Here is a 25,963-nt window from a genome sequence, read left to right as displayed (position 1 = left end):
TTCAAAGTCAGTTAGAATGTTAAATTAACACCGAAATTATAAGTAGCAAATAATGGATAGACATTGGTGTCTATTCCTGCATTTGTAGGGGTGCCGCCTACCTCAGGACTGAATCCTTTGTAACCAAATAGGTTTACAGCATTTTGTGCATTTATAAAGACCCTTAGACTCCTTGCTTTCCATTTAGTAGTTAAAGATTGAGGTAGGGTATAGCCCAGCTGTATGTTTCTCAAGCGGATATAATCACCACTTTCCACATAAAAAGAGCTGGGAGCTTTGTTAAGCTCATTAGCAAGATTTGCTGATGGATAAGTGTTGGATGATCCAGGACCAGTCCAACGGTGGTCAAAAAAATCTTTGGTATAATTCTCATTACCAAAACGATTAGCCAGATTGGCGTTTAACACATCTACTCCGGCAACACCCTGAATGTCCACAGTAAGATCAAAGCTTTTGTAAGCGAAATTGGTATTTACACCGTAGCTAAACTTAGGATTAGGATTACCCAACACTACCCTGTCTCTGTCATCGATAGTGCCGTCATTATTAATGTCTGCAAATTTGAAGTCACCTATTGAAAATTTATTGTTTTTCCATTCAGCAACTTCCTCGGCTGTTTGGAAAATACCTGCAACCTGATAACCAAAGAACTCACCAATAGGTCTGTTGTTAACAGTCCTTGTAGATCTGTAACCACTGGTCAGTCCTACTCCGCCTTGATAAACCGGATTGTCTCCTGAACTTACATTCAATACTTTATTATTATTGATACCTAGATTGGCACTGATCGTATAAGTTAATCCGCCTTGAGTTTTGTCAGCCCATGTAGTTAAAAATTCAACTCCACTATTTTTAATGTCGGCCTGGTTACCTAAGATTGTACTGTTAGTCGTTCCTAGACTTCCAAGGATTGGAATATTAAAAATGGCCTGTTCAGTTTTTCGTGTGTAATAATCAGTCTCTATTTTTAATCGATTTTCCATAAAACCCATTTCCAGGCCTACGTTTGTTCCGGCACTGCGTTCCCAAAGTAATGATGGGGGAACAATTGATCTGATGCTGGCACCAGTTTGAGGGTTGCCACCAAAAAATGCAATCAATGCTGCACTTTGGTCAACAGTTAATGTAGAAGGATTAAAAGGTACCCCGGCATTCCCTACTTTACCCCAGCTTCCACGAAGTTTTAAATTGCTAAATACCTTCTGATCTTTCATAAAATCTTCGTTGGTGATTACCCAACCTGCACCGACAGAAGGGAAGTTGCCCCATGGATTCGAATCAAAGCCATAGAATTGAGAAGCACCGTCTCTCCTGAAGGAAGCATTCAATAAGTATTTGTTCTTGTAGGCATAGTTTACCCTTGCAAAATATGAAGAAAAGGTACTGAGCTCACCTTCATCCCGAATTGATCGTGACGCTGCATCGCCAAGTGCCAGATATAGGTCACTTTCTGAGCTGTAAGGCACATTCTGAGCTTCGGCAAAGGTTTTGTATGTTTTTACACGTTGTGCTGTTTGGCCTGCAAGTACCGTTAATCTATGGTCATCCCATTGTTTATCATAAGTTAATGTATTTTCTATTATCCAGTTTCTATTTTCAACCCTGTCTATGTTTAACTTACTGATAGTGTTGTTCTGTGCAGTAGTAGCTTCGTATTTTGGTACATAACCTCTTACTTCCTCCTGACCGAAATCACCGCCCACGCTTGTTTTAAAGGTAAAGTCTTTTAGTAATTTCAGCTCGGCAAACACGTTTCCTGTAACTTTATATTTGGTTGTTCTTTGGTTAAAGAAATCCATTGTTACCTGAGGGTTTATATTACTTCCATTTCCTAAATTAAAATCATTAGGATCGCCGTAAGAACCATCAGGATTAAATACAGGCACTACGGGAGAAGCCGCATAAAGCCCTCTGAATAGTGCGGTTGGTGCATCCTTCGATTTGCTGGAATTAGCTGCTACGTTATATCCGATTTTCAATGCCTCAAAAATCTGAATGTCATTAGATAACCTTGCGGTGTAACGCTGATAGTTGTTGTTTTTTACAATCCCATCCTGATTAAGGTACCCAAGCGAAAGGTTGTAAGTTGATTTTTCCGTACCACCGTTAATAGAGATCTGATGATTTGTCACCATCGCATCTCTCAGCATTAGACCGTACCAGTCGGTTCCTTTACCAAGATCAGTACTAGCAAACAATGCTGGCTGACCAAGGAGCGCATATGCCTCATTAACTGCTGTTGCATATTCCGACGCATTGGCCATCTCCACTTTATTGGTAACTCTTTGGAATCCTACAGATCCATTGTAGTTAATAATGGGATCTCCTTTTTTGCCTTTGGTAGTAGTTACCAGTACAACCCCATTGGCACCGCGTATACCAAAAATAGATTGTGCCGATGCATCCTTTAAGATACTTATGTCAGCAATGTCTGCAGGATTAAGAAAGTTAATATCATCATACCAAACCCCGTCTACTACATATAAAGCTCCGGTTTTACCGTAAATTGTACTTGTACCACGTATGGTTAGTTGCGGAGTCCCACCGGGTGCACCCACATTGGTAATGGTTACACCTGCTACCTTACCTTGCAGTGAACTTACAGGATTCACGGATGCCTGCTTGGCGATGTCCTCACCTTTTACATTTCCTACCGACCCGGTAACATCAATTTTTTTCTGAGTACCATAACCAACTACTACAACTTGCTCTAATTGTTGCGAGGATGAGGCAAGTTCCACGTTGATCACTGTTCTGTTGTTCACTTGCATCTCTGTTGGATTATATCCAATGTAAGAGAATACAAGAGTCGCATTGGCCGGAGCACTTATTGCGTATTTTCCCGTTGCATCTGTTTGTGTCCCAATTTGTGTTCCCTTTACTAAAACGCTTACACCTGGAAGAGTGGTTTTATCTGCACCGTCACTTACTACACCTCGTATAGTAATATCTTGCGCAGAAGCTGCGTTGATAAAAAGAAAACATAAAAAAGTTAAAACAGAAAGTTTTGTAAAGATTCTTTTCATGCTGTTTAAAATTTAGTTGTTAGTTGTATAAATCTCCGAGAGTATTTGAGTTAAAACAAATAAAACGCCTCAACATTAATACATCATCATAGAAATCTGTACTTTCTCAAACAATCGAAATAGGCCTCTTGTTTCGCTAAAAACAGTGTTCTATGCCGACATAACAAAATTTAGACCTACAACAAGAGGTCAAAAGAATTTTATAAAATCAATCTTAAAAAAAAGGATATGAGAGGTAATGATGTAGTGCTATAGCTCCATTAGAAACTCCACGAGGTTCTTGTCGTGCGGTACATCAAGCTTTTTTCGAAGTCTGTAGCGGCGTATTTCTACACCTCGTAACGAAATGTTCAGTAATGATGCCATTTCTTTGCTACTCATATTCATGTGCAGGTATGCGCAAAGTTTTAAATCGTTAGGTACAAGATCGGGGTGATTGGCTTTAAGTTTTTTGAAGAAACTCTCATGCGCCTCGTTAAAACTGCTCTCGAATAAATTCCAGTCGCGCTCATCGTTCATGCCTTCATCAATTACTTTTTGGATTTTTCTTAGCTGTTCTTCTGCCAAAGGTTTTCCGCTCGAATCCTTAAGCTTCAGCATCTCCTGACTAAGCTTTTGCAGCAGCTCATTTTTGTAAACCAAACTCATGGCTGAGTTGGCAAGTTCCCGGTTCTTACCTGCAAGTTCTACCTGCAGTTTCTCTGTTTGCAATTTGATGATTTGCCTTTCAGTTGCCTCAGCTTCTTTTTTAAGAAATTCCTCCTTTTCAACCTGCAACTTATCAGAAATGGCTTGCTGATCTTTCATCAGCTTTCTTTCGTAAAAGCGCTTAGAAGCAATTAGTAAAAAGACAATGCCAACCAGGTATAAAACGAAAGCCCAGTTGCTGGCATAAAAAGGAGGGAGGATCGTAAACTCAAACTCTGTATCCTTGCTTATGGTCTCATCATTAATCTTAGCCCTAACCAGAAAGGTATAAGTTCCTGCACTAAGGTTAGTGAAATCTTTTTGCGAAGCAGAACTCCAGTCAGACCATTGTTTAGAATAGCCTTTCAGGAAGTACTGAAACTTGATACTGCTTTGTCTGTAATAAGGAAGCGCGTACGAGATCCTGATGTTGTTTCTGCTAAACGGTATTTCAATTTCCGAATCTGAATTTCCTACCTCACTGATAATGGAATAGGTGTCTGTAATATCTTCTATTTTTCTAATTAATACAGATGGGAGTGCTATTTTTTTGCGCTTTAGTGAATCTAGCTCATTGTAAATAACAAAGCCATCATCAACACTGATCAGATAAATATGGTCGCTGATCTTACTGATGTTTTCATAGTACTGAACCATTCTGCCATCTAAAACACTGAAACGATTGGAGTCTATTTCTATTTTTCCTGGCTGCGAAAAATTGATCAGCGCCATTTTTCCATGGTTAATAAACCAATATTTCTTATGGTCGGCCTTAATGATCTTATTGGATTGAGAAAAAGATCCAAGTTCCTTATTCAGAGTGGTATATTTGCTGAAATTGTTGCTGATCTCGTCGTAAGTTAAAAAGCCCTCATTGGACGAATAGATCAGTTTATTTTCAAGAGTGAAGAGGTTAATGCCATATGTACTTGGCAACCCATTCCGTTCGTCGTAATACTTAACGTTTGTAACTGTTTTGAAATCGGGACTCAATACCAATTTATATAAGCCTCTGTAGGCATGGCTTACCCAGATATCGCCTTTGGAATCCTGTTCTACATATCTTGATGGTTCATCGAAACCTTTAATTTTGGAATCAAATTTCCACTGACCGGCCGGGTCCTTTTTGAATAATACCAGTCCATTATAAGTACCTTGAATAAGATAATTGTCGTTCAGTTTCTTGATAACCCAACCTCCGCTTATACCGGTAACTTTTTCAATTGTGTTTCCGGTAACGCTAAAAGTACCATCATTATGTCCACAAAGAAGCTGTCCGTCAATCATCCTTAAGTCCCAAACCTGTCCCTGCGATTTGGGTATCAGTTTGAAATCAAAAGAACTGAAAGTGTTGTCTTTACCACCAACCCATGGGCTGTAAAAAAGACCCTGGTTGGTTCCTAAATAAATTATGTTTTTATAAATAATGCTCGAATACACGGTGCCAAAAAGGCCGGTCTTATCAAAATAAAAGTAAAGAGGAGAATTTAATTCTATGCGGTCTATCCCGTTATCGAGACCAGTCCATAAGTTCTGATCGTCATCTGCATAAATACTAAGTACCGTATTGTTCTGTAAACCACTTGACTTATTGATCCTCTGTACAATATTTCCATCCTCATCAATAATAATCAAGCCGTTTAAAATTGTTCCGTAAGCATAGTATTTTCCTAATACTTTAACCCCGTTATTTAATTGATAGGTTTGCAGAAAGGTATTTGCAGGCGTATTAAAGGGAGTGTATTTTTCGCCATCGTATAGAAACAAACCATCTTTGCTGGTACCAATTAATAAACTGCCGTTTTTATAAGGAAGGATCGAAAGCACGCTTCCAGGTAGTGGGGTGCCAATATTTTTAAGGGGAACAAGTTTATCGCCGGTTAGCTCAAACAAGCCTTTCCCTAAAGCTTCGATAATGAAGCGTTTATCTACTTTATGCAGAAACAGAAAGAATGCAGGTATTTTTACAACATTTATTTTCTGGTCATTGTAAATATATATGCTCGAAAAAGACTGAAAGATAATGCGTTTGCCATCTACATAGATTTTCCATATCTCATCGGTCATTTTATGTTCCTTCGGAATAAGATTGATGAGGGAAGTATATTTTAAACGCTTATGGTCTATTTTCCAATATCCGAATTCACCAAAGCTTCCGGTATAAATTATACCGTTATCATCTGTAGCTACCGAACGAACAATCTGGCGGTTTGGCATTTCATATTGTTGCCAGTATTTGCCATCGTAAGTTAAAAGACCCTGGGTATTACCAAAATACATAATGCCATTTTTGCCTTTGGCAATAGACCAGTTTTGGTTACCGGAAAGGTAAACTGATTTAGGATAATTTTGAATGTAAGGCACCCCAATACTTTTGATGTCATCTGCCAGAGCAGAAACAGATACAAAACAAAAGATTAAAAATATAAAGTATTTAAAGGGTCCGTTGCTCATCAACAGCTAAGATAGTTGTTTACTTGAAACGTTTACCTGCTGTGGTACTTTTACGTAATACCCTGTTCCATCATAAGTGCGCTTACGAGGATTTGTAGTACACTCAACAGAGCAGCATCCTTGTAAAGTCTCTCCGCATTCATCACATTGAGTGAAATGTTCATTACATTCCGGATTGGCACAATTGATCATTTTTGGGGTAGTTTTGCCGCAATTATAGCATTTAGACACTATTGTTGGGTTTACGGTATTAACGTCAACTGCAATACGGTTGTCAAAAACGTAACATTTACCTTCAAAATCTTCACCTCCGGCTTCTTTACCATACTTGATAATGCCGCCATGCAGTTGGTAAACATCATTAAATCCATGGTGTAATAGCAAAGCCGATGCTTTTTCGCATTTTATACCTCCTGTACAGTAGGTAAGTACTTTTTTGTCTTTGTACTTAGCAAGCTCATTTATTTTATCAGGAAAATCTCTGAAATTCTCAATATCGAGGGTTACTGCATTTTTAAATTTCCCTAAATTGTGCTCATAGTTTGAACGTACATCAAGTATTACCACATCTTCCTGATCTATCATTTTTTGAAAATCAGCAGGTTCAAGGTGTTTGCCGGTTTGCTTGTTTGGGTCTATAATATTCGGATCTCTTAATCCTGAGTGGACAATTTCGGCTTTGTAACGACAGTGCATTTTGATGAATGAAGGCTCTTCAACATCATCAATTTTAAAATCAGTTTTTGCAAAACGTTCATCAGCTTTTATAGCTGCCATGTAGGCTTCGCAGGATTCTTTTGTTCCTGAAACGGTACCGTTTAAACCCTCATTAGCAACAATGATGCGACCAACAAGATTTAAAGATTTACAAAATGTAAGATGATCAGCAGCAAATTGTTCTGCCTCGGCTATGTGACTATAGCAATAGTAAAGTAGTGTCTGGAATTTTCTCATAATTCATTGATACCGATGCAAACGGCGTTTAATGCGGTGCAAAGCTAAGAAAAATATGTGAATTTGCATCAGATTGTGATCGTATGCTCAGGCTTTATTAGGGCTATGTTACGTTGTTGGTAGGACAATCAGCCCTTTCAAGGCCCTAGCAACGCCTTGGCAACAATAGTTCTTTATGTTAAAGCAGTATTGTTTGTAACATTATTGTAAACCTACCACCTTAGTTAGATTATTGTTAAGTTTGTATGCGTTATTTAAAAACACAAATAAAACTAACTTATTATTTATAAAAATGACTAACACTACGATGAGATCATTGTGGTTGACCACAAGTCTTCTACTTGGATCAACAGTTGGATTTGCGCAAGACAACCTTGTAAATTCATTAAAAAACAACCAAAGCGAAAACAGCGCAACCAGCTTTAAATTTACTCCGGTTATCAATACTGAAGCTACTTCTGTTAAAAATCAAAAATCATCCGGTACTTGCTGGAGCTACAGCACCAACTCTTTTTTAGAGTCGGAAATGATTAGAATGGGTAAAAAACCTGTGGATCTTGCAGATTTATTTACTGCCCGTAATGCGTATGTTGAAAAAGGAATTAACTATGTGCGTATGCACGGTGCCTTAACATTAGGCGATGGGGGTGCATGCCATGATGTAATTAATATGTTTGCTAAATATGGCGCTTTACCTCAAGAGGTTTATAGTGGTAATGACTATGGCGCTCCTGGCTCATCAGATAGAATGAATAGCCTTACAAAAGCCATTCTGGAAAATGCAGTAAAAGCACCAGATGGTAAGCTTGATCCTAACTGGAAAACTAAATATATAGCCACTATTGATTCTTGTATGGGGGCTGTTCCAGAAAAATTCACTTACGAAGGAAAAGAATACACGCCAAAAACCTTTGCTAAAGAGGTTGTAGGTATCAATCCTGAAGATTATGTTGAACTTTCATCTTTCAATACTTCGCCTTATTATAAAAAAGCAGTTTTGATGGTGCCTGATAACTGGTCATATGATCAGGTATACAACGTACAAATGGACGATATCACTAAAATTATCGATAATGCTTTAAAAGGCGGTTATAGCGTTGCATGGGCAACAGATGTTAGCGAAAAAGGCTTTAGCTGGAAAAATGGTGTTGCTTACGTTCCTGAAAAGAATTTTGATAGCATGACGGACGAAGAGAAAAAAGCAATGTTCAATGGTCCGAAAGCTGAAAAAGAAATCACAGTTGATTTACGTCAGGCAGCATTTGATGATTATCAAACTACTGATGATCATGGTATGCAAATTACAGGATTAGCAAAAGATCAAAACGGCAAAGAATATTACATTGTTAAAAACTCTTGGGGTGCTACTAACGATTATAACGGCTATTTATATGTGACCAAAAACTTTGTGAAATATAAAACCACAGCGTTTTTATTGCATAAAAAAGGTATTCCTTCAGATATCCGTAAGAAGCTAGACATATAACAGCAAAGGATTTTATTAAAAAGGGGCCTGTATCTTGAAATGCAGGCCCCTTTTTATTTAGGGTTTTTATGGATGCTTCAATATCTTTTAATCATACTGTGATATTTCTATACTTGAAACGAATAATTGAGTGAGTTAAAAAAGTATAACTTTATTCTAAGCATATGCCTTACAATGGATACACTTAAACAGAAGGAGCAGTTTGTATCAGTAATTGAACAGAACAAGGGGATAATTTACAAAATAGCCAATTCATTTAACAGGGATGAGGAGGATAGAAAAGATCTGGTTCAGGAAATTATATTTCAGTTGTGGCGTTCGTTTCCGGGTTATGACAACAAAAGCAAGTTCACTACATGGATGTATCGGGTTGCTTTAAATGTTGCCATTACCTCATACAGAAAGGAAAGAAAAAAATCGGCGCTGATTAGCCCCATTTCCGAAAATGTAATTGAGTTTATAGAGGATGATGTGCCAATTGATAATGAAGCCAATTTAAAACTTTTGCAACAGTTTATAAATGAATTAAAAGAGCTCGACAGAGCATTGATGCTGCTTTACCTGGAAGAAAAGAGCCAAAAGGAAATGGCTGAGATTCTTGGGCTTTCAGAATCAAACATTGGCACTAAAGTGAATAGGATTAAAGAGAAATTAAAGCAAAGATTTTTAAAGATTAACAACAATTAATAAACCGAAAATGGAAGAGCAAGATATAAAACGACTTTGGAGTAGTTTTGATGCGCAACTGGAAAGATCATTAGCACTTAATTTAAAAATGTTAAAAGAATTGCAGACCCAAAAAGCTGAACATAAGCTTCGTTCTTTTCGTAGAAATCAGGTAACAGGTGTAGTCCTTGGTGTAATATGGATTGCTTTTTTAGTTTTTTTACTGGTCAATACCTTGCACAATATTTACTTTGTAATATCTGTAGGCTTTATCATATTGTTTAATGTGTTTGCCACGGCTGCCTACATTAGGCATCTTGTAATGCTCTCTGAGGTAAATATAGAAGACAGTGTTACGGAATCTCAGAGAAAGATAACCAAAATCCAGTCGTCGTTTAATAATATCGGCAGAATACTAATTTTACAAACGCCATTCTACTGTACCTTTTGGTACAATGATGATCTGGTTGCAAATGCAGGACCAGGCTTTTGGTTAATTCAGCTCGTAATCGTTTCATTTTTTACCTTTATATCAGTATTCTTATTTAAAAAGCTGACATATAAAAATGTGCATATTAAATGGGTAAAAGCGGCTTTGGAAAGTTTTGGTGGTAAAACTTTAACTAAAGCCATGGAGTTTTTGGATGAAATAGAAGCTTATAAAACTGAACGATCATAAAAGACTAGAATCCATAATACAATCTAAACCCATGATTTACTCTTCTGTTTCCATCATAAGCAAAGCCATATGTGGCTTTGAAAATCAATCTTTGTAAGCCAAAGTAGAACTCTGTGTAATTTCTCTTTACTGGCTGACTCAAATAGTTAACCCCAACAAGTTCTTCCAGCTTTAATTTACGCAGCAGCGGAACTTTATTTGTTAAAAGGCCAGAGAAATTGTGTTCAAAGTGCGCTTCAAGATATTGACGGTCCGTACTGAAAAGATAGAAATCGAGGAATAAGAACTTTCTTAAGTTCGGAAGCCCAAGTAAAGAGTTATTACCTCTGAAATGTTTCGCCTCAGGATAGTAAACCGTGTTATTATTGATGAACTTACCAGCGCCAACAACGAATGATGAGTAACCCCATAAACCAGCGCTAATGCGGTTTTGGGAAACTTCTAATGATACCAGGTCGTAATCTACATCACTATTGAATAATCCTTTTATGCCTTTTTTATAGGTAAGGTTAATTACCGGATATTTTGATCCCTGGTAAAATTTACCATCAGGGCGGGTTATATATTGCTGATCAATGGTGTAATTTAATGATGCCGTAATTGCTAACGATTTATATGTTGGAAACAATGGTGTTTCTGTATCAGGTGTAAAAGGGTTGTTTGATGTAAAAGTTTCGCCTTTTAGATCTTTTATTTTGAAGGTTGTCGAGTTTTCAAGATTAGTATGGCGAGCATAATCAGCAGTCAACGATGCCTGAAGTCCATTTGTMAGTTCCCTTGTGGTTCCAATGTTCGCAAATTCCTTTTTATAGAATTTGGAAAAGTTGGTTTCGAACAATAAAGAGTTAATGGAGTTGCCCAAAAGACTCATTGTTCCAAGGTCGTTTAAGTCGTAAATGCCAGAACCGCCACTTATACTAATGTTTGCTCGTTTTACCGGGTTGTAGTAATAATTTGCAGATATGTTCCCGGTTAGGGTTTTATTAGAAAATCCGTATCTCACCTCCGGTCGGATACTGTAATAACGGCTGTCCTGAAGTCGCTTCACATAAGTTACCCCGTATTTAAGTGCGAAACCTTCAACGGTGTTATAAAATATAGAACGATATATGGGGTCAAAACTATAATATTTCTGGGTGTACCTGTTGTTTATGGTGTATCCTGTTATAGCGGCCTTTACAATTCCAAATTTATTGTTTTCACGTTCTAATGAATCAAGATAATGCTTTGAAACTTTAAGCGCAGCAATGCTATCCTTTCTCACATAATCCCGGCTTTCTTCCTTTGTAAGCGGAATTGGTCTGTTATTAAGCCAAAACAAAGAATCTTTTTTATTTACCGCTTTGGTTATCTTGAGGATTTCGCCAGTGAAATAGTTTTTCGGAAAGTTTGGGTGGAGATTGTAATTGCTGTAAACCCCAACATAATAACCCTCGAACTTAAAGCCAAGCACATTCCCGTTAAACTGGAAATTGATATTTGAAGGCATATAAGTATTCTCGGTTTTAATAAACTGTTGTGAGATATTTAAAGTATCAAGAAGATTGATGCCTGAATTGCTGGTTAGGTACACATCGGCATTAAAAAGATGCCAGCTATCGTCTGTAATATATATAGTTCCCCTGAAAACAGGATCGTGTTCCCGGCGGGGGATGATCTGGATTTTGTTAATCGTTGCTCCGTTTTCTGTAGAAACACCTAGTAATTTGTATCTGTAATAGAGAAAAGCATTGTCGGAAATTGGTGATACAAAGCCGCGGGCACTTAGTTTATCCTCTAATAAAATGTTGTCGTAAAAATTTATAATCAGGTCTGATGCTTTATTGAAGCTAAATGCATTGTTACGGCCAGCAATTTTTGAAGACACCATTTCTTCGTGAATCTTATTTGGGCGCTCATATGAAAATGTAGAGGTCGACTCTGATAAATATAAAATCCCTTTTCTGTTGGTATCCAGATCAAGCGTTTTTTGAATGTCTTTTCCAAAGAACTTTTTTGGGGCACCTACAAGTTTTTGTACTCCTTTAATATATACATCGGCTTTATATGCCTTTACTTCGGTAAGGTGTTCTTTCCTTTTTTTAATGGCTTGCCTGATGATTTCGTAGGCAGGATCTTCTGCATTGCCATCTATGGTAACTCCGGCCAGGCTATAAGTTTCCGGCGTTATCACTACATCTTCAGTTAGGTTATCATTAATAGTGATTTCTTTCTCTAATGCTTTATAGCCAATTGCTTTATAAATAATGGTAAAAGTTCCCTTTTCAATGCTTAATGAATAAACACCATCCACATTTGCTGAAGTTCCAATCGTTGTGTTTTTTATATAAACAGAAGCAAATGGAACGGATTGTCCTTCTGTATCTTTTATTGTGCCACCAAGTTTAAGCTGTTGTGCTGATAGGCTAAGGGCGCTTACAAAAAGAAATAGCGTTAAAAAAATCTTCTTCATTAAATGGATTTAAGGCTTAAATATCGGATTAGTTGTGAATACTAAACAGTTTTTTTGTGTTAAAGTTTGCAACCATCGTTTAATTGCCTTACCACCACAAGACGATATTTTTATAACTTTGGTTGCATTAATTATTATAAATATGTACAAAACCTTAAAACCCGTTCTAGAACAAGAACTGGAGCAAATAGAAAAAGACGGTTTATTTAAACGTGAACGTATTATTGTAACCCCTCAGGGAGCCGATATTAAGATCAGCACCGGGCAGGAGGTGATCAACTTTTGTGCAAATAATTATTTGGGACTATCGTCTCATCCGGCAGTTATTGAAGCGGCAAAAAAAGCTATAGATAAATATGGTTACGGAATGTCCTCAGTACGTTTTATATGTGGTACACAGGATGTCCATAAAGAACTGGAATCAAAACTTTCCAAATTTTTAGGTACAGAAGATACAATTTTATATGCTGCAGCATTTGATGCTAACGGTGGTGTTTTTGAACCTTTGTTTAATGATCAGGACGCTATTATTTCTGATGAATTAAACCATGCATCTATTATAGATGGAGTGCGCTTGTGTAAAGCAAAGCGTTTTAGATATAAAAATGCGGATATGGCAGATTTGGAACAGCAATTAATTGCTGCTAAGGATTCCAGACATCGCATTGTTGTTACAGATGGGGCATTTTCTATGGATGGAGTTGTGGCTCCATTAGATGAAATTTGTGATTTAGCAGATAAATATGAAGCGCTTGTAATGATTGATGAGTCGCATTGCACTGGTTTTATGGGTAAGACAGGTCGCKGTACTCATGAGCATTTCAATGTGATAGATAGGGTTGACATTATTACAGGTACCTTGGGTAAAGCGCTTGGCGGTGCATCTGGAGGGTTTACTTCGGGTAAGAAAGAAATTATTGACATGTTGCGCCAAAGATCTCGCCCTTATTTATTCTCAAATACACTTGCCCCTGCAATTACAGGAGCATCTGTAGCGGTTCTGGATCTTTTAAGTGAAACTACTGATTTAAGGGATAAACTGGAGCGTAATACTGCTTACTTCCGTACAAAAATGACTGAAGCTGGTTTTGACATTAAAGAGGGGGTACACCCGATAGTTCCTGTTATGCTTTATGATGCTAAGCTTGCCCAGGAATTTGCGGCTAAAATGCTCGAGGAAGGAATTTATGTAATCGGGTTTTATTATCCGGTGGTTGGACAAGGCAAGGCTAGAATTCGTGTGCAATTATCTGCGGCACATGAGCAGCACCATTTAGATAAGGCCATAGCAGCATTTACTAAAGTTGGTAAAGCGTTGGGCGTAATATAAAACTAAGCGGCTGAGTCTATTTTCTTTATGGAGTGATGCTTCATGACGATTTTTGGACTCAGCCGTTATAAATATATTGCATAAATAGCTGTATATTTGTTGCCATGTTACAAGACAAGATAACACAGTATACAGCAGAAATAAATGCTTTCTCAACTGATAAAGCAGATGAATTAGAACAATTCCGTATAAAATTCCTTGGTACTAAAGGAATTATCAAAGATATTTTCGATGAATTTAAGGCCGTTTCACCAGAAGAAAAAAGAACTCTGGGAAAGGTTTTAAATGAATTTAAACAGCTCGCAGAAGCAAAATATCAAACACTGAAAGATCAGGGTGGGGTAGCAGAAGTTTCAGCAAGTGCTGATATAGATTTAACCTTACCTGGTGAAGGGTTTGAAGTTGGCGCCCGCCACCCATTGGCTTTGGTTAGACGAGAAATCATCGAGATTTTTAATAAACTTGGTTTTATTGTAGCAGAAGGTCCGGAGATTGAGGATGACTGGCACAATTTCTCTGCTTTAAACTTCCCGGAAGAACACCCTGCTAGAGATATGCAGGATACTTTCTTTATTAAAAAAGGAGGCGAAAAAGGCGATATTGCCTTGCGTACGCATACTTCTTCTGTTCAGGTAAGAATGATGGAGGCTGGTAAGCCACCATTCAGAGCAATTATGCCGGGTCGTGTTTATCGTAACGAGGCCATTTCTGCTAGGGCGCATTGCTTTTTCCACCAGGTAGAGGGTTTGTATATTGATGAAAATGTTTCATTTGCAGATCTAAAGCAAACGCTGTTCTATTTTGTACAGGAACTTTATGGAGAAGGTACAAAGGTTCGTTTCCGCCCTTCTTATTTCCCTTTTACAGAGCCGTCAGCTGAAATGGATATTTCTTGTACTATCTGCAAAGGCGCAGGTTGTCAGATGTGTAAGTATAGCGGCTGGGTTGAAATTTTAGGATGTGGCATGGTTGATCCTAACGTTTTGGAAAATTGTAATATCGACAGCAAGAAATATAGCGGCTTTGCATTCGGAATGGGTATTGAGCGTATTGCCAACCTTAAATTCGAAATCAAAGACTTGCGTTTATTTTCTGAAAATGATGCTCGCTTTTTAAAGCAATATAAAACGTCATTAATATAATGATTAAAAAAATAGTCGGATTATTTCTGTTGGTGATCACTTTTGGAGGATGTGGAAAAGAAAGTGAAATGATTCCTAATGTTTTTGTGGAATACAATGTGACCGTTCAGGAATTTAAGATTAAAGCCAAGAACAATGTATTACTGGTAGATAATCAGGGCGTTAAAGGTCTGATGATTGTTGCAATTGGTGGTGGCTACAGGACATTCGATAGAGCCAGTTCAGTAAACCCTCAAAATGGTGGTTGTGCAGTTGTTCCGGACTCGACCGGAATTACAGCTACTGATCCGTGTACAGGAGCTAAATTTTTGCTGCTTGACGGAACTCCGCAAAAAGCGCCGGCTGTACGTAATTTAAAATCTTATACTACATCACTTCGTGGTGGCCTGACTATAAATGTAAGTAACTAATGGAACCAGAGAAAATAAAGGAAAGTATAATCAGGTCTGCAAAAGAGCTATTCAGAAAGTACGGCTATCATAAAACAAGTGTTAATGAGATCGCCAGAAAAGCCAGAATAGCTAAAGCAACTATATATAAGTATTTTGAAAGCAAAGAACAGATTTTGGATGCTATCCTGATGAATTATCTGGACCTGAACCTTCATGAAATTTTAAAAAATAAAGCTCAGTTTGCTGATGAAGAAGAGCACCTTAAGGCGCTTGTAATGAAAACATGCAGACTTACTTATACCGTTTGTAATGAGTTTATCGGCTGGGATTTTGTTAGGGAAAATGCAAACTCGCAAGATTTTTTAAAGCATTTATCTGATCAGTTAGAGTCTTTATTGCTTTCTGCCTATTTAGAGCTCGACCATTTTAAAAATAACCCATCTCGTAAAGAAGGCCTGGCATTTTTATTAAAAGCAAGCAAGAGCATTGTATTCTCATTCGCCTTCACTTCTGTTAGTGATTCTGATGTTCGCAAGAACTTTGTTAGTTTTCAGAAAGAACTTCTTCCCTTCCTGGTAAAGGCCGCTTTGTAGGTTTCTTTACAAAACCTTAACATGTACCGTTTTGGTATTCGGTATAAAAACATCTATATTTGACTGTATACGTCAATATATTATGAGTAAAGAGGTTTTAGAGATTTCTGTAATGGTTGATGAGAAATTTGATATGAGCTTTAATATGGTTGAAGGCTTTTTCGGTTTAATCCTTAAAGTTTTTGGTAAGTAGAGTTTGATATTGCATTTTCTTTTCTTTTAAAGGTGTTTTGAATGCCTTATGGAGATTAGTATGTCTGAAATTTTATCTAATTTTGCGGCATAATGAGTAGAAATAGAAAAGCCGGAACAGTAACCATCATCCCTAATCTAAGTATTATTGACATTGCCGAAGAGGGCAAAGGAGTTGGCAAAGCAGATGAACTAGTTATATTTGTGGATAAAGCCGTGCCGGGCGATGTGGTTGATGTCCGCATAGTAAAGAAAAAGAAAAATTTTGCAGAAGCAGTAATTGAAAGCTTAAATAAAGCTTCTGATTTAAGAGTTGACCCTTTTTGTCAGCACTTTGGTACCTGTGGTGGTTGTAAATGGCAACACATGGGCTATGATGCTCAACTAAAATTTAAACATAAAAATGTAGAGGCTGCTTTACAGCGCCTTGCAAAAATTGATACCTCTGCAATGGAGCCAATTTTGGGTTCTGCAGAAAATAAATACTATCGCAATAAGCTTGAATACACGTTTTCTAATAAACGCTGGTTGAATAAGCAAGATATGGCAGATAGGCCAGAGGATTTAACTGGTCCGAATGAGGATCTGGAAATGAATGCGCTGGGTTTTCACGTTCCGCTAAGGTTTGATAAAATTCTGGACATCCAGCATTGTTACCTGCAGGCTGAGCCTTCTAATACATTAAGGAATAGTGTTAGGGCTTATGCTTTGGAAAACGGTTTAACTTTTTATGATCTGCGCAATCACGAAGGTAATTTAAGAAATCTGATTATACGTACTTCATCTACTGGTGAGGTAATGGTGGTGGTGGTTTTTGCTTATGCAGAACAGGAGCAGGTAGATGGTTTAATGGAGCATTTGAAAGTGAATTTCCCGGAGATCACTTCGTTGCTTTACATCCTGAACCAAAAAAAGAATGATACTATTTTTGATCAGGAGGTAATTACCTATGCAGGTAGAGATCATATTTTTGAGGAAATGGATGGCCTACAGTTTAAAATTGGGGCTAAGTCTTTTTACCAGACCAATTCTGATCAGGCCCATGAGTTGTATAAAATTACCAAAGAGTTTGCAGGTTTTACTGGTGATGAACTGGTTTATGATTTGTATACCGGAGCTGGTACCATTGCTAATTTTGTAGCAAGAAGTGTAAAACAGGTGGTTGGAATTGAATATGTGCCAACAGCTATTGAAGATGCCAAGTTTAATTCTGAGCTTAATAAAATAGATAATACTATTTTTTATGCAGGCGACATGAAGGATATCCTGACAAGGGACTTTATTGCAAGTCATGGTAAGCCTGATGTGGTAATTACAGATCCGCCAAGAGCCGGAATGCATGTGGACGTAGTGGAAAGACTCCTTGAAATGGAAGCTGAGAAAATTGTGTATGTGAGTTGTAATGCAGCTACCCAGGCAAGAGATTTGGCGCTGTTAAAAGAAAAATATGAGGTAGTTCGTATCAAACCTGTTGATATGTTTCCTCATACTCAGCACGTTGAAAATGTAGTGTTATTGAAATTTGTAGGTAGTACATCGGAAGATAGTTTAGAGAATAATTAAGATGGATATAGAAGAATTATTGCCACAGGAACCAGAAGGTGGAAAAGCAGAAGAGAAAAAGCAAAGCCCATTGGTAAGCTTAGAAAAGGATTTAGATTTATATGCTGACTCTATTAAAGAGATTGCTGTAGAGATAATGTTGGAAGGAATATCTGCTAATCCCATTTTTATTGCCCACCAGTACGAAGTAAATATTGGGGAGGTAATTTTGGATAGAAAAGAATTAAATACTGAATGGACTATACAGGCGTCTACTTTTGAAGAGTTTGTAGAAAAAGGTATAATCCAACCGGATAAAAAAGCATTATTCCTTAAAAGCTACAAAAAACCCGAAGATTTTATGTGCGTTTTTGTGATTGTACCTGAAGGGGCTAACTTTATTTATTATCCTTATAAAAACAAAGGATAACTATTCTTTTAAGAAAAGCAGTTTTTCTACTCTGACATGATTTAAAATAAGGCCATCAATTTGATGGCTTTCGTTTCTTCTGAAATTGAACTCCATTCCTGTTTCCGGGAGATAATAATAGTCTTTATTACCAGAAGAGGTTATTTTTTGTGTACTGCTGCCTATCTTCATATTCAGGCTACCATTATTTATTAGTATTGTATAATGAGCATCGATCTCAGGACTGTAAAAGTTTCCGCAATATTGATTTAAGGTATTGATGTCTTCTTTTTCCGGTTCAATTCTTTTTGCCCATGATGGTTTTCCTTGCTGAGTAATTAGCATTTTTTGAGTATGACTATTCTGGGGTTGCCTAAATTCGAAGGTGATGTCTTCCTCGCCTTTAATATAAAATAAGGAATCGTTTAATGGTAAAATAGGATAATCATTCTGATTCCATTTTTGGAGAACAGTTAAGGAACTGTCTTTACTGAGCACATCAAAAACCATATTTTGGCTTCCTTCTATCAGGTAACTGCCAGCGTAAGGTAAGGTACTTACACTAAGCTTGAATTCTTTAACTACTTTTTTTTCGATTGGTTTTTCTGTTTCTTGTTGAAGTAATATTGGTTTGGTACCAGGGTAGATGTTATTATAGATACTGGTAAGTATATTATAACCTGAAAAAGTACCATTGTTGCTCATAATGATAATACCAAGGTCTTTTTCAGGAAAAAATGCCATATAGCTATGATAACTTGGCAAATCTCCACCATGAGAGATCATTTTTTGATCTTGGAAAGAGGTAATTCTAACTCCTCCTGCGTAATCTATTTGATTTCCATCGTTGTTTATGGCAGGTGTCAGTATTTTTTTCCAGACTTTATCACCCAAAACCCTATGGTTTTTCATTTCGTTGAACCATTTATCCCAGTCAGTGATCGCACTATAAACATTCGAATGACCTATAATTGAAGTCTTGGGATTATACTGGATGTATTTATTGTCTTCTAAAAGATATCCATTAGCCTTATTTTGTACCAGGTGGCTACGTGAGAAACCTGTATTTGCCATTTTTAAAGGATTAAAAATGTGCGCTTTAGCGAACTGACTAAGGTCCTGACCGCTTACTATACTCACAATTTTGGAAAGGAAAAAATAACCGGAATTAGTGTAGCTTTCCTGATCGCCCGCTGGAAAGTTTAATGATGACTGACGCGAAAGTGTAGCGTAAGCTTGCTGATCTGTGGTTTTACCATTTTCCTCCATATCCCTAAGCCAGAGTAATGTAGTGAAGTCTTTAATGCCGCTTTGATGGTGAATAAGCTGATCAATGGTAATGGTATCTGCATACGCAGGGAGGTCCTTGAAATATTTAGAAAGGTGGTTGCTTGTTTTTAATTTTCCTTGTTCTTCAAGCAAATAAATGCAGGCTGCCGTGAATTGTTTAGATACTGAGCAGATGTTAAAGCAAGTTGCAGAAGTATTTTTACGTTTTGTATTCAGATCAGCTAATCCAAACCCACTGGCGTAAACCAGCTTTTCCTTTTGTACAATACCTACTGCTACTCCGGGGATATTGTTCTTTGAAAGATTGGCTAGAATACTGTCAATCTTTTTCTTATTGATAGATTGACCATTAACAGCATTTGCAAAGAAAAGGAATATAATAATTATATGAACAGAGAGGTTTTTCATAAGTATGGCGTCTATATAGTTATAGACGATTGATCTGAAATAATGGTTGCAATTTAAAATAAAAATTCCTGCCAGACATCCGTTTGGCAGGAATAACTAAAAACTAAAACTAAACTTTATTTTAATCGGTTTACATCTCCGCTTTTGCTGGAGTTGTTTTTTACTGATGCACTTCCTTTGTAGTTTATATCACTACCTCCACTGGCACTTGCCTCTAATGCTTTATTAACATGAATGTTTGCATCAGAACCACCACTTGAACTTACTTTTGCGTAATCAACTATAAAATCCAGTGCATTTACATCGCTGCCTCCACTTGTAGCAACCTCCATATTTGTTGCACTTCCTTTTAAATCAACATCAGATCCACCACTTGTGTGTACTTCAATATCTTTAGCAACTACATCTAATTTTAAATCAGAACCTCCTGATGCACTTAATGACAATCTATCGGTTTTTAGTGTGTTTTGAGTATACACATCACTACCTCCGCTTGCTGATAAGGCTTTTAACGTTTTATAATTGACATAAACTTTGATGCTTTGATTTTTAAATAACCGACCCCAGTTAACACCATCTTTATATCTGATTTTTAGGTTGTTTCCTTCTTTCTCGATGATGACATTTTTAATGAGATCAGGATGAGCGTTGATACGAATATTTTCGGAATTACTCTGTGTAAGGTATACGTCTATTCCACTTGAAACTGAAACTTCATTAAAGTTGGTTATAGAAACGTCTTTGTTCTGCTGGGCATTTGATGATATTACAGATGCCGAAAATACAAGTAATGTTAGGGCTGATTTAAGTATAGATGATGCTTTCATAATTGGTTTTAGATTGAGGGTTTATTGATTAGACGCAACAGAGGCCTAAACGTTGCACGATTTGTAAACTTTTTTTAAACGCATATAAAAATATTTTTATCTAAGTTTGAATATGAACCTTAAAATGGTTCTTTTTGTAGCATAAACAATGTGATACCAGATGGCAGAATCTCAATTACTTATTCTAGATAAAAAACAGATACAGCAAAAGATCAACAGAATTGCATACCAGATTCTGGAAGATAATTTAGACGAGAAGGAAATTGTATTGGCAGGAATATGGGACCGGGGCTATAAATTAGCCTTAAGGCTTAAGAAGGTATTGACAAAAATCTCTGATCTTAAAATCACGATGCTCAGGATAGATCTTGACAGGCTGAATACTAAATTGGTTGCTAATACTGATTTAGACGAGTCGCATTGGAAAAATAAGGTGATCATACTTGTTGATGATGTATTAAATAGTGGTAAAACACTTGCTTATGGTTTAGGCGTTTTCCTGAATACGCCACACAAAAAAATCCGTACAGTGGTACTGGTAGACAGGAGCCACAAAATTTTCCCGATAGCTACTGATTTTGTTGGTCTGGAGATGGCTACTGTTTTAAAGGAACATGTTGATGTGGTTATGGATGTTGAAGGTGAGGAAGACAGGGTTTATTTAAGCTAGCCGTTTGCATTTGAGGCTAATTTTTCTCATTTTAGAGGGATGTACCAGTCCCAAAAAAGCCCTGTAATTTTTAAGTTCTTTTCCTGGTATGTTACTTATATCATTAAGAAGGACTTTTCTTCGTACAATTTTAACAAGCTTCAGATCAAAGAAAATGAGGCTGTGCTTTTATTGGCCAATCATTTTAGCTGGTGGGACGGTTTTTTGATGTTCTATTTAAACAAAAAGTTGTTTAAGAAACAGTTTCATGTGCTGGTTACGAAAGAAGATTACGAGAAGTTATGGTTTTTAAAATATTTGGGCGCTTTTGCTGCAGAAACGAAAGGAAAGGATGTGGTGCAAACATTAACATATGCAGGGAGCTTACTGGATAATCCTGATAATTTGGTCCTCATGTTTCCTCAGGGAAAACTCTATACTAGCTACATCGGTAGTATAACTTTTGAAAAAGGAGTGATGCAGGTTGTGAATGCTTCCAGGAAGAAATTTCAAACTATATTTTCGGCTAATCTTACAGATTATTTTGGAGGCAGAAAGCCAGAGGCGAGGAGTTACCTCGCCACCTGGGAAGCGGAGGAGTATGTGAGTTTGCAACTACTCAAAAGTGAGTATAACAAACATTATGGGTATGCAGTTAAAAGCCAGAGTAAAACAATATGATCACTTTCGTTTATGCTGTGCTTGTATTTATTGTGCTGCGGTTTTCAGTTACGTTATTTAATTTCTTATCCAATCCAAAGCTTGGCTATTACGGAAAACACTTTACAGATAAGGTTTCAGTTATCATTTCTTTGTCGGATAAAAATGATGATCCTTCTTCATTGATCGCATCTATCAATGCTCAGGATTACACGAATGTTGAAGTTGTTGTTAAAAAACATTCAGAAACAACAGAAAAAGCAGTGGCTAAAACAACTGGCGGCTTTATTCTTTTCTTGGATGTTAATACAATTATTAATAAGGGGTTGATAAACAATCTTATTTGTCGTGCTAAGGTGTTTGATCTGGACTTGTTGAGCATAGTTCCTAATCGTAGATTTAGCGGACTATTTAGCCGGTTGGTTTATCCTTTAAGTGATTTCATTTTGCTGAATCTTTTGCCGTTAAGATTGGTGAGGTTGAGTACCCAACAAATATTTGCAACAACTAATACCGGGTGCATGTTTTTTAAAGCAAGCAGCTATAAGACGAGTGACTGGCATGGGAAAACAGAAGTTTTACTTGCAAATAAGTTCGTTTATATTGATGAAAAGGTAGGATTTGATAAGGTCTCATCGCAGTTGTTGCTGACATTTGGGAATAACATATTTGCCGTGTTAATTTACCTGGTGCTGGTTATTGCCGGACCTATTATTGTGTTGATCAATTTTGAACCGGTATTTTTGGTTTTACCTTTTGGATTGATTTTCCTGAGTAGGGTAATGATATCTTTCCTTACAACACAAAATCCTTTTATAAATGTTTTGCTCCATCCAATTCAAATGATTATGCTCTTAGGACTGTTATTAAAGGGACTTTGGATTAAGGTATTGACATCAGTTAAACATAAGATATAAGAATATGAAACTCTTTTTGTGTAATTTTGTACATTATTAGTGTCAGAAGAAAGATGAAATACGATTTAACCGTTACTATAGATAAGGCGTCGGGCTTTTGCTTTGGGGTAGTTTATGCTATTGATATGGCTGAAGATATTTTAGATCATGAGGATTACTTGTATTGCCTGGGCGATATTGTGCATAACGATGAAGAGGTTAAACGGTTAACCGATAAAGGTTTAAGGATAATCGATCATGAGCAATTGCAGGGCTTAAAGAAGGAAAAGGTTCTGATCAGAGCTCATGGAGAAGCTCCATCTACTTACCAGCTTGCATTGGAAAATGAACTAACATTAATTGATGCTTCTTGTCCGGTTGTTTTAAAACTTCAAAACAGAATTAAGAACTCACACGATGATGATGAGCAAATTCTGATCTTCGGTAAACATGGTCATGCGGAAGTAGTAGGCTTACAAGGACAAACTGATGGGAAAGCAATTGTTTTTCAGGATTTGGCAGAGTTGGATCATGTAGATCTGCCTTCGAAATTCACTTTGTATAGTCAAACAACTAAGAGTACAGATAAATTTTACCAGATAAAAGATGAACTCATAAGTAGGGGATATGACATTAAAGCAAATGACACCATTTGCCGACAAGTTTCTAACCGTTATACTGATTTGGAGAAATTTGTGGTAAACTATGATAAGATCATATTCGTTTCGGGGAAGAAATCATCTAACGGAAAGGTTTTATATGATGTTTGCAAAAAGTATAACGACAATTCATATTTCATTTCAAATATTGAGGAAATAGATTTCAACTGGTTTTCTCCTAAAGATAAGGTTGGAATTTGCGGTGCTACATCTACGCCTATGTGGTTGATGGAAGAGGTTAAAGCATTTCTCCAAAATCATTAAAAAGTAATTATTGTTTTTACGGAAGATTATAAAAGTATAATAAGTTAATTTTGGGCCATATTATGGGAAAAAAGGGCGTTTTGTTAGTCAATTTAGGAACTCCGGATAGTCCGGAAGTAAAAGATGTACGCAAATATCTTGATCAGTTTTTGATGGATGAGCGCGTAATTGATGTTAATGCTTTTAACCGTACACTATTGGTTAAAGGTATAATTGTTCCTTTTCGCAGTCCTAAAACTTCAAAATTATATAAAGAAATCTGGGATGAAAACGGATCTCCATTATTGTATTATAGCAAAATACAAGCTGCGTTAGTTCAGGAGAAATTAGGAGATGAATATCATGTTGAACTGGCGATGAGGTATCAGAACCCTTCGATTCAGTCTGCTTTAGATAAAATGAAAGCAGGTTTGGTTGAAAGTATAAAAGTAATTCCCTTGTTTCCTCAATATGCTTCTGCTAGCAGTGGTTCGGTAATACAAAGCGTAATGGAAATTGTAAGTAAATGGACCACTATACCTCCGGTTTCATTTGTAAATTCATTTCACGATAACGAATTGATGTTAGAGGTCTTTGCTGAAAATGCAAAGAAATATCAGCCAGAGACCTATGACCACGTATTGTTTAGTTTTCACGGGCTTCCGGAGCGCCAATTGTTAAAGTGTGATCATACTGGAAATTATTGTCTGAAAAAGGACAATTGCTGTGAAACTTTAAATGATACCAATAAATTTTGCTACTCTGCGCAGGGGCATGATACAGCAAGGTTACTTGCAGAGAAATTGAATATTTCCAGAGAAAATTATACCGTTTGCTTCCAATCGCGTTTGGGTAAAGAGCCATGGGTGCAGCCATACACAACCGATGTGTTAAAGAAACTTGCTGCTGAAGGAAAAAAACGTTTACTTGTATTTAGTCCTGCATTTGTTGCCGATTGCCTGGAAACACTTTATGAAATTACAGTTGAATATCATGAAGAATTTAAGGCCTTAGGTGGCGAACATGTTCAGTTGGTTGAAAGCCTTAATGATCATCCAAAGTTTATTGATGCCATTGCAGAAATGGCGGTGAGCTAAAAATTTTGAGCAATGTATTTAATGATCTGATCTGTTGATCCGGTCTTTGTGTTTACATACCTTTTTGCAAGATCACCCGAAGTTCTGTCCTCTGTAAGCTTTTGGAATGCAATGAATAATTCCTCAGCATTTTTAATGCTAACAGCAGCATTTATGGAGATCAGGTCTTTTGCTTCTTGAAATTTATCGTATCTAGGCCCAAAGATTACGGGCATTCCAAATGCGGCAGCCTCCAGTGTATTGTGTATCCCTACACCAAATCCCCCACCTATATAAGCAATTTGTCCGTACTGATAGATAGATGATAAAAGACCAATGTTATCTATTATTAGCGTTTGAGTATCTACAGGCTGGTTTGTTAATTCTGAATACTTAACCGATTCAGGGATAAGTTTTACAATTTCGTCTATATGCGCTTTATCTATCTCATGAGGGGCGATAATGAATTTCCAGTTCGGATAGGCGTTAATAAGTGTTGCTAGTAAATGCTCATCAGCCGGCCAGGTACTTCCTGCAATAAGCGTGTTGTTGTTATCACAAAATTTTCTGATTGTTTCAAATTCCTTTGGCGATTTTGCATTCTCTGCCACCCGGTCAAACCTGGTATCGCCACTGATACTTACATTGTGTATGTTTATTTGACTGAGCAACTGCTTGCTTTCTTCATTCTGGACAAAAAAGTGATTTACAAAACTTAAAATTTTGCGGTTAAAAGAGCCATACCATTTGAAGAAAATCTGATCGGGTCTGAAAATACCGGATATAATGTAAAGTGGAATACCAGATTGGTGAAGGACTTTAAAATAATGATACCAGTACTCATATTTAGTGAATACCGCTAATTCAGGATTTATAGCTGCAATAAGTTGTTTGGCATTACTGGGTGTATCAAGCGGCAGGTAAAATACTCCGTCAGCCAAGGCGTAGTCTTTTCTGATTTCGTATCCTGATGGGGAGAAAAAAGTAATTATAATTTGCTTTTCGGGATAAGTACTTTTAATTTTTTCTAATAAAGGCCGGCCTTGTTCAAACTCTCCAAGTGAGGCAAAGTGAAACCAGATGTTTGACTTAGCGGGATCTATCTTTTTTTGTATTTTTTCAAAAATATTCCTTCTTCCTTGAACAAAAAGTTTAGCTTTATTATTGAACAGGGAGAATATTTTAATAATTAAACCATAAAGTTGAATCGCGATATTATAAAGCAAAAGCATTTTGTGTTTATTTCTTATC

Annotated in this window: 22 protein-coding genes; 15 read left to right on the top strand and 7 right to left on the bottom strand. The window is 37.0% G+C overall.

Features of this window, described 5'->3' with window-relative positions:
* Positions 1–11: 11 nt before the first annotated feature.
* The 3 genes from AC1DDK_RS20770 to trhO all read right to left on the bottom strand — a co-directional run bounded on the left by AC1DDK_RS20770 (position 12) and on the right by trhO (position 7,121).
* Entirely contained in the window at positions 12–3,026 is a 3,015-nt protein-coding gene (locus AC1DDK_RS20770; RefSeq protein ID WP_337717896.1) for a SusC/RagA family TonB-linked outer membrane protein, read from the bottom strand.
* 249 nt (positions 3,027–3,275) lie between these two features.
* Entirely contained in the window at positions 3,276–6,167 is a 2,892-nt protein-coding gene (locus AC1DDK_RS20765) for a ligand-binding sensor domain-containing protein (RefSeq protein WP_337717894.1), read from the bottom strand.
* A gap of 6 nt (positions 6,168–6,173) precedes the next feature.
* Positions 6,174–7,121 carry an oxygen-dependent tRNA uridine(34) hydroxylase TrhO gene (trhO, locus tag AC1DDK_RS20760; protein ID WP_337717892.1) on the bottom strand — a complete coding sequence of 316 codons (948 nt, stop codon included), beginning with the start codon at positions 7,119–7,121 and terminating at the stop codon, positions 6,174–6,176.
* 292 nt (positions 7,122–7,413) lie between these two features.
* Between trhO and AC1DDK_RS20755 the strand changes: the two genes are divergently transcribed.
* From AC1DDK_RS20755 to AC1DDK_RS20745, 3 genes are all read left to right on the top strand, one after another.
* Positions 7,414–8,607 carry a C1 family peptidase gene (locus AC1DDK_RS20755; protein ID WP_430709612.1) on the top strand — a complete coding sequence of 398 codons (1,194 nt, stop codon included), beginning with the start codon at positions 7,414–7,416 and terminating at the stop codon, positions 8,605–8,607.
* A 174-nt stretch (positions 8,608–8,781) separates the two neighbouring features.
* Entirely contained in the window at positions 8,782–9,294 is a 513-nt protein-coding gene (locus AC1DDK_RS20750; RefSeq protein ID WP_172659384.1) for an RNA polymerase sigma factor, read from the top strand.
* 10 nt (positions 9,295–9,304) lie between these two features.
* Positions 9,305–9,952: a hypothetical protein gene (locus tag AC1DDK_RS20745; RefSeq protein ID WP_172659385.1), complete on the top strand. Its 648-nt coding sequence runs from the start codon at positions 9,305–9,307 to the stop codon at positions 9,950–9,952.
* A 4-nt stretch (positions 9,953–9,956) separates the two neighbouring features.
* Here AC1DDK_RS20745 and AC1DDK_RS20740 read toward each other — a convergent pair whose 3' ends face one another.
* Complete coding sequence (locus AC1DDK_RS20740; protein ID WP_337717890.1) at positions 9,957–12,404, bottom strand: DUF5686 and carboxypeptidase regulatory-like domain-containing protein; 2,448 nt, start codon at positions 12,402–12,404, stop codon at positions 9,957–9,959.
* A gap of 142 nt (positions 12,405–12,546) precedes the next feature.
* Here AC1DDK_RS20740 and kbl point away from each other — a divergent pair, with 142 nt between their 5' ends.
* The 7 genes from kbl to AC1DDK_RS20705 all read left to right on the top strand — a co-directional run bounded on the left by kbl (position 12,547) and on the right by AC1DDK_RS20705 (position 18,025).
* Positions 12,547–13,734 carry a glycine C-acetyltransferase gene (gene kbl, locus AC1DDK_RS20735; protein WP_477634027.1) on the top strand — a complete coding sequence of 396 codons (1,188 nt, stop codon included), beginning with the start codon at positions 12,547–12,549 and terminating at the stop codon, positions 13,732–13,734.
* Positions 13,735–13,838: 104 nt separating this feature from the next.
* On the top strand, positions 13,839–14,876 hold the full coding sequence (gene pheS, locus AC1DDK_RS20730; protein WP_172659388.1) for a phenylalanine--tRNA ligase subunit alpha: 1,038 nt from the start codon (positions 13,839–13,841) through the stop codon (positions 14,874–14,876).
* Positions 14,876–15,286, top strand: a complete 411-nt coding sequence (locus AC1DDK_RS20725; RefSeq protein ID WP_172659389.1) for a hypothetical protein — start codon at positions 14,876–14,878, stop codon at positions 15,284–15,286. Before pheS ends, AC1DDK_RS20725 begins: the two co-directional genes overlap by 1 nt.
* Positions 15,286–15,861 (top strand): TetR/AcrR family transcriptional regulator, encoded by a 576-nt coding sequence (locus AC1DDK_RS20720; RefSeq protein WP_048903726.1) that lies wholly within the window; start codon positions 15,286–15,288, stop codon positions 15,859–15,861. Before AC1DDK_RS20725 ends, AC1DDK_RS20720 begins: the two co-directional genes overlap by 1 nt.
* A gap of 82 nt (positions 15,862–15,943) precedes the next feature.
* A complete protein-coding gene (locus tag AC1DDK_RS20715) occupies positions 15,944–16,054 on the top strand; it encodes a phenylalanyl-tRNA synthetase subunit alpha (RefSeq protein WP_172659390.1) in 111 nt (36 codons plus the stop codon).
* Positions 16,055–16,146: 92 nt separating this feature from the next.
* Positions 16,147–17,616 carry a 23S rRNA (uracil(1939)-C(5))-methyltransferase RlmD gene (rlmD, locus tag AC1DDK_RS20710; RefSeq protein ID WP_172659391.1) on the top strand — a complete coding sequence of 490 codons (1,470 nt, stop codon included), beginning with the start codon at positions 16,147–16,149 and terminating at the stop codon, positions 17,614–17,616.
* Position 17,617: 1 nt separating this feature from the next.
* A complete protein-coding gene (locus tag AC1DDK_RS20705; RefSeq protein WP_172659392.1) occupies positions 17,618–18,025 on the top strand; it encodes a hypothetical protein in 408 nt (135 codons plus the stop codon).
* On the opposite strand, the gene AC1DDK_RS20700 is transcribed toward AC1DDK_RS20705, so the two are convergent.
* Together AC1DDK_RS20700 and AC1DDK_RS20695 are read right to left on the bottom strand one after the other, a co-directional pair.
* On the bottom strand, positions 18,026–19,702 hold the full coding sequence (locus AC1DDK_RS20700; RefSeq protein ID WP_337717886.1) for a serine hydrolase domain-containing protein: 1,677 nt from the start codon (positions 19,700–19,702) through the stop codon (positions 18,026–18,028).
* Positions 19,703–19,818: 116 nt separating this feature from the next.
* Positions 19,819–20,529, bottom strand: a complete 711-nt coding sequence (locus tag AC1DDK_RS20695; RefSeq protein ID WP_337717884.1) for a head GIN domain-containing protein — start codon at positions 20,527–20,529, stop codon at positions 19,819–19,821.
* A 160-nt stretch (positions 20,530–20,689) separates the two neighbouring features.
* Here AC1DDK_RS20695 and AC1DDK_RS20690 point away from each other — a divergent pair, with 160 nt between their 5' ends.
* The 5 genes from AC1DDK_RS20690 to hemH all read left to right on the top strand — a co-directional run bounded on the left by AC1DDK_RS20690 (position 20,690) and on the right by hemH (position 24,733).
* Complete coding sequence (locus AC1DDK_RS20690; RefSeq protein WP_172659395.1) at positions 20,690–21,199, top strand: phosphoribosyltransferase family protein; 510 nt, start codon at positions 20,690–20,692, stop codon at positions 21,197–21,199.
* Between the two features lie 39 nt (positions 21,200–21,238).
* Positions 21,239–21,859 (top strand): 1-acyl-sn-glycerol-3-phosphate acyltransferase, encoded by a 621-nt coding sequence (locus AC1DDK_RS20685; RefSeq protein ID WP_172659396.1) that lies wholly within the window; start codon positions 21,239–21,241, stop codon positions 21,857–21,859.
* Complete coding sequence (locus AC1DDK_RS20680; RefSeq protein ID WP_172659397.1) at positions 21,856–22,755, top strand: hypothetical protein; 900 nt, start codon at positions 21,856–21,858, stop codon at positions 22,753–22,755. The genes AC1DDK_RS20685 and AC1DDK_RS20680 overlap by 4 nt, the downstream gene beginning before the upstream one ends.
* A 53-nt stretch (positions 22,756–22,808) precedes the next feature.
* The gene (locus tag AC1DDK_RS20675) at positions 22,809–23,657 is read left to right on the top strand and encodes a 4-hydroxy-3-methylbut-2-enyl diphosphate reductase (protein WP_172659398.1); all 849 of its coding nucleotides are present in this window, start codon (positions 22,809–22,811) and stop codon (positions 23,655–23,657) included.
* A gap of 62 nt (positions 23,658–23,719) precedes the next feature.
* On the top strand, positions 23,720–24,733 hold the full coding sequence (hemH, locus tag AC1DDK_RS20670) for a ferrochelatase (protein ID WP_172659399.1): 1,014 nt from the start codon (positions 23,720–23,722) through the stop codon (positions 24,731–24,733).
* On the opposite strand, the gene AC1DDK_RS20665 is transcribed toward hemH, so the two are convergent.
* Positions 24,730–25,944, bottom strand: coding sequence for a 3-deoxy-D-manno-octulosonic acid transferase (locus tag AC1DDK_RS20665; RefSeq protein WP_172659400.1), 1,215 nt, complete (start codon positions 25,942–25,944; stop codon positions 24,730–24,732). The genes hemH and AC1DDK_RS20665 overlap by 4 nt on opposite strands.
* Positions 25,945–25,963 lie beyond the last annotated feature (19 nt).

It is taken from the genome of Pedobacter sp. 05T44 (assembly GCF_056395985.1).
The sequence above is the reverse complement of the archived record's forward strand: the minus strand, read 5'-3'. Positions and strand labels throughout refer to the sequence as shown.

What these genes read in the sequence shown, in the direction of transcription:
- AC1DDK_RS20770 (WP_337717896.1), bottom strand. Translation starts at nt 3,026, where the DNA reads ATGAAAAGAATCTTTACAAAACTTTCTGTTTTAACTTTTTTATGTTTT.
- AC1DDK_RS20765 (WP_337717894.1), bottom strand. Translation starts at nt 6,167, where the DNA reads ATGAGCAACGGACCCTTTAAATACTTTATATTTTTAATCTTTTGTTTT.
- trhO (WP_337717892.1), bottom strand. Translation starts at nt 7,121, where the DNA reads ATGAGAAAATTCCAGACACTACTTTACTATTGCTATAGTCACATAGCC.
- AC1DDK_RS20755 (WP_430709612.1), top strand. Translation starts at nt 7,414, where the DNA reads ATGACTAACACTACGATGAGATCATTGTGGTTGACCACAAGTCTTCTA.
- AC1DDK_RS20750 (WP_172659384.1), top strand. Translation starts at nt 8,782, where the DNA reads ATGGATACACTTAAACAGAAGGAGCAGTTTGTATCAGTAATTGAACAG.
- AC1DDK_RS20745 (WP_172659385.1), top strand. Translation starts at nt 9,305, where the DNA reads ATGGAAGAGCAAGATATAAAACGACTTTGGAGTAGTTTTGATGCGCAA.
- pheS (WP_172659388.1), top strand. Translation starts at nt 13,839, where the DNA reads ATGTTACAAGACAAGATAACACAGTATACAGCAGAAATAAATGCTTTC.
- AC1DDK_RS20725 (WP_172659389.1), top strand. Translation starts at nt 14,876, where the DNA reads ATGATTAAAAAAATAGTCGGATTATTTCTGTTGGTGATCACTTTTGGA.
- AC1DDK_RS20720 (WP_048903726.1), top strand. Translation starts at nt 15,286, where the DNA reads ATGGAACCAGAGAAAATAAAGGAAAGTATAATCAGGTCTGCAAAAGAG.
- AC1DDK_RS20715 (WP_172659390.1), top strand. Translation starts at nt 15,944, where the DNA reads ATGAGTAAAGAGGTTTTAGAGATTTCTGTAATGGTTGATGAGAAATTT.
- rlmD (WP_172659391.1), top strand. Translation starts at nt 16,147, where the DNA reads ATGAGTAGAAATAGAAAAGCCGGAACAGTAACCATCATCCCTAATCTA.
- AC1DDK_RS20705 (WP_172659392.1), top strand. Translation starts at nt 17,618, where the DNA reads ATGGATATAGAAGAATTATTGCCACAGGAACCAGAAGGTGGAAAAGCA.
- AC1DDK_RS20700 (WP_337717886.1), bottom strand. Translation starts at nt 19,702, where the DNA reads ATGAAAAACCTCTCTGTTCATATAATTATTATATTCCTTTTCTTTGCA.
- AC1DDK_RS20695 (WP_337717884.1), bottom strand. Translation starts at nt 20,529, where the DNA reads ATGAAAGCATCATCTATACTTAAATCAGCCCTAACATTACTTGTATTT.
- AC1DDK_RS20690 (WP_172659395.1), top strand. Translation starts at nt 20,690, where the DNA reads ATGGCAGAATCTCAATTACTTATTCTAGATAAAAAACAGATACAGCAA.
- AC1DDK_RS20685 (WP_172659396.1), top strand. Translation starts at nt 21,239, where the DNA reads ATGTACCAGTCCCAAAAAAGCCCTGTAATTTTTAAGTTCTTTTCCTGG.
- AC1DDK_RS20680 (WP_172659397.1), top strand. Translation starts at nt 21,856, where the DNA reads ATGATCACTTTCGTTTATGCTGTGCTTGTATTTATTGTGCTGCGGTTT.
- AC1DDK_RS20675 (WP_172659398.1), top strand. Translation starts at nt 22,809, where the DNA reads ATGAAATACGATTTAACCGTTACTATAGATAAGGCGTCGGGCTTTTGC.
- hemH (WP_172659399.1), top strand. Translation starts at nt 23,720, where the DNA reads ATGGGAAAAAAGGGCGTTTTGTTAGTCAATTTAGGAACTCCGGATAGT.
- AC1DDK_RS20665 (WP_172659400.1), bottom strand. Translation starts at nt 25,944, where the DNA reads ATGCTTTTGCTTTATAATATCGCGATTCAACTTTATGGTTTAATTATT.